This window comes from Alistipes sp. HGB5 (genome assembly GCF_000183485.2).
In the GTDB taxonomy this organism is placed as follows: domain Bacteria; phylum Bacteroidota; class Bacteroidia; order Bacteroidales; family Rikenellaceae; genus Alistipes; species Alistipes finegoldii.
Genome location: NZ_AENZ01000055.1, coordinates 1 through 3,462 on the forward strand (window position 1 = coordinate 1; position 3,462 = coordinate 3,462).

Annotated in this window: 4 protein-coding genes; 1 reads left to right on the forward strand and 3 read right to left on the reverse strand. The window is 49.4% G+C overall.

Annotated features, from left to right (window positions below):
- Nucleotides 1-756: glycoside hydrolase family 92 protein (locus tag HMPREF9720_RS09630; RefSeq protein WP_009598119.1), on the forward strand; the 756-nt coding region annotated here is incomplete at its 5' end.
- Nucleotides 757-902: 146 nt separating this feature from the next.
- Here HMPREF9720_RS09630 and HMPREF9720_RS09635 read toward each other — a convergent pair.
- The 3 genes from HMPREF9720_RS09635 to HMPREF9720_RS09645 all read right to left on the reverse strand — a co-directional run bounded on the left by HMPREF9720_RS09635 (nucleotide 903) and on the right by HMPREF9720_RS09645 (nucleotide 3,236).
- Nucleotides 903-1,253 (reverse strand): hypothetical protein, encoded by a 351-nt coding sequence (locus HMPREF9720_RS09635; RefSeq protein WP_018697584.1) that lies wholly within the window; start codon nucleotides 1,251-1,253, stop codon nucleotides 903-905.
- 352 nt (nucleotides 1,254-1,605) lie between these two features.
- Nucleotides 1,606-2,832 carry a conjugal transfer protein MobB gene (gene mobB / locus HMPREF9720_RS09640; RefSeq protein ID WP_009598120.1) on the reverse strand — a complete coding sequence of 409 codons (1,227 nt, stop codon included), beginning with the start codon at nucleotides 2,830-2,832 and terminating at the stop codon, nucleotides 1,606-1,608.
- Nucleotides 2,817-3,236, reverse strand: coding sequence for a hypothetical protein (locus tag HMPREF9720_RS09645; RefSeq protein ID WP_039940377.1), 420 nt, complete (start codon nucleotides 3,234-3,236; stop codon nucleotides 2,817-2,819). The genes mobB and HMPREF9720_RS09645 overlap by 16 nt, the downstream gene beginning before the upstream one ends.
- Nucleotides 3,237-3,462 lie beyond the last annotated feature (226 nt).

Consider the following 3,462-nt stretch of genomic DNA (forward strand, 5'->3'; position numbering starts at 1 on the left):
GACGCTGCGATGCTGGAAAAGGCTTCGCAGAACTATAAAAACCTCTTCGATCCCGAAACGCGCCTGATGCGGGGCCGCAATGCCGACGGGACGTTCCAGACGCCCTTCAGCCCCTACAAGTGGGGCGACGCCTTCACCGAGGGAAACGCGTGGCACTACACATGGTCGGTGTTCCACGATGTCGAGGGACTGATCGACCTGATGGGAGGACACAAAGGATTCACGCGGATGCTCGACTCGGTCTTCGTCGTGCCGCCCGTCTACGACGACAGCTACTACGGGTTCCGCATCCACGAAATTACCGAAATGCAGGTGGCCGACATGGGCAACTACGCCCACGGAAACCAGCCCGCGCAGCACATGATCTACCTCTACGACTACGCCGGGCAACCCCGTAAGGCGCAGTGGTGGGTTCGTGAGGTCATGGATCGCCTCTACTCGGCCAAGCCCGACGGTTACTGCGGCGACGAGGACAACGGGCAGACTTCGGCATGGTATGTATTCTCGGCTTTGGGATTCTATCCCGTATGTCCCGCCTCGGACGAATATGCAGCAGGATCGCCGCTGTTCAAGAAAGCGACCATCCGCCTCGAAAACGGAAAGACCGTGGAAATCGAAGCCCCGGAGAACTCTCCGGAAAACAGGTATGTCGGAAAGATGCGAATCAACGGCCAAGTCTCCCAACGACCGTTCATTGAATACGCCGAAATCGAAGATGGAGCGAAGATACTCTTTGACATGCAGGTTCGAAAGTGATGTTTGTCTCTAAGAATATGAATCTTGCGGACTCCATATTGACAATGGTGTAGATAATAAAATTACAATAAACCGGAACGTAATGTTCCGGTTTATTTTCTATGAAACATGTCCGAAAAGGTGACGGTCTAAAAGCAATTCCAAATTTACAAAGCTGTTCCAGGTTCACTCAAACTCACCCTTGCATAGATATTGGCCGGATCATTCTTTTCTCTATAATAGCTTACACCATATACCTTGTTACATTCCATTCCGATCTCATATAACCAATCATCCAAAGTATAATCCCGATAGAATTCAGAGTTCAGATTCTCCTGCCCATCCGGATTCAATATTTTCTCAATATCCGCACGGCTAAACTTACCTGCCTCGATCCATATCCAAGCGTTTACAAACTCTCCGACTCGGGGAAGAAAGGGGTAATTCCAATCTACATCAACTTCGAGCCAATCTCTAAAATAACGATGTTCCATGCTAAACTTGATATGTGCGCCCATAATGTAGATTTTGAAGTGTGAGTGCCAAATACGTAATACAAATATAGGATTTTTACATCACTCTGCAAATGCTATCGAATTCAGTTTGGCTTATTCTTGGAAATGCAGTTTTATTTCAATGCGGCACAATATGTTGAGAATCTGAATATTTTTTTATCATGAAACAAGGCTGTGATAAGGCTGCAGTTGTGCTGTCTACTTGTTGCAATGACATTAATCTTAACGGACTTAGCTCTGAAGTGTAGAGTAAACTGTCATTCGTCCTGTCTGCCGTTGTTGCAGACCGATTTTGATATTGCTCAAAATCCTGAATTCAGACGAATACTCCCAACCATGCGAAATCTCAATTACATTATCTGCGAAATCTTCGTTTTTTGCGATGTTGTATTTGGCGTTGCTGTTCTTCATAAGCCTGCGTGTCGGCCAAATCCAATACCGTATCGACAATGCCGGTTAACGGATTTACCGCGTGGCTTCGTTGTTTGTGCTGCTGTTCCGTGTGTTGTTCTGCGACTTGTTGCGCTTGTTTCGGAGCCGGATACAATTCATTGAAAGCATTTGCCGAGAACTCTTTTCCCAGTAGCGAACCGTTGGCAACGATGCCTGCGTTGTGGTCGATGAAGGTCGCACCGTAAATCCTTCCCACGGGATTTATGCGGAACACGACATCGATACCGTCCGCTTTCAACAGTTGCCGAAACTCTTCCCTTGTATTGTCCGGGCTCATGGCGTCTTTGACTGTTTGCCGCAGCCGGTCGAGTGTCCCGTCCTGCTTCAACGCGCTCTTCGACCGCTCATAATACTTTTGAAGGGCCTTATAGCCGACATCTTTTCCGATACGGCTCGATTTGAACGGCGTGCCGATACCGTAGCCATCGTCGGTCATGGCACCGTAAATCACTCCGGCATAGTCCCGTCCGTCGACGGTTCCCGTACGTTCCTCGACCGAAACATTGAGCAGCTCCAACAGGGTGCGGAATTCTCCATACGACGAGCATTTGTAATTTCGCAGACACGACCGGGCGACGGACGAAATCTGTTGCTTGACATTCCCCTCGGAATAATTCACCTTCCGCAGGCCCTCCCTGTCCGTCAGTCCCTGTCCCTTGACGCTCGGATGCAGACCGTATTTCCGCTCCAAGTCACGCAGAATCTCCATCGAGCGCCGGGCCTCGAAATCGTGCGGGAGTTTGCGGCCCTGCTCATCGACACGCAGTGACACGATATGGAGATGCTCTCTGGAAATGTCCTTGTGCTTGAAAACGATATAAGGCTGTTCGCCGTAACCCATGCGTTCCATGTACTCACAGGCGATTTTCCGGAGCTGTTCGTCTGTCAGCCTGTCCTCCGGTGAAGGGTTCAGCGAGGCATGGAAAACCGTGTTCGTAGTCCTGCGGTTGGCTTCGAGATACGGCATGAAGCTCTCCATGCAGGCGTCAATGTCAAGGCGTCCGCATTTATCGTATGGTTCGAGCATCTTCTGCCAGAGGAGCACTTCGGCTTCATCCTTATCCACTTTCTCCTTGTTGTAATACAACGCTCCGCCGGGCGAGGAACCCGATCTTATATTCGCAACCATTCCTTAGTCTGTTTTGCGAGGTTGAGAATCTCGATACTCAGAGCCTTTAATTCTCTCGTTCGCTGTTCCAAAGCAGCGATCTGATGCGGGATCGCGATGTTGGAAAAGTGCGAATTGATGACCTTTACAATCTGATTATAGTTGTTGGCGAGTTTCTGAAACTGGAAATAAAAGTCATTCAGACGAGCAATAAACTGCACTTTGGAAGGGTCACGTTTAACGACAACGAACTCCTCGGCGAAGATGCGTTTTACGATAAACCGGCTGCGGTTATGTTCCAATCCTGCCTTACAAAGCATCTGCTTAAAGCGGATATTCTCTTCCGTGGTGAGTTTGAAATTATACCTGTGGACTCTGGGATCTGTCGTTGTCGGGCGTCCGATCCTCTTTTTCGTGGTTGTCATCAGTCTGGTAGTTTAAGTGGCGTGACTCGGGAACGCCACCCAGCCTCGCAGAGCGAGCACCTTTCGTATGCCGAAAAGTTTTTCGGCATACAAAGGTACAGCTCGCTGTTGTCTGGCGACAACAAAAATCCGCGCCGGAGAATCTCTGAGAGAAGTTTTGAAAATCCTCTGTTACGGTTTCCATAGCCGGGTCGGTTCCCGGTGCAATATTACAACCGTTTCGGGG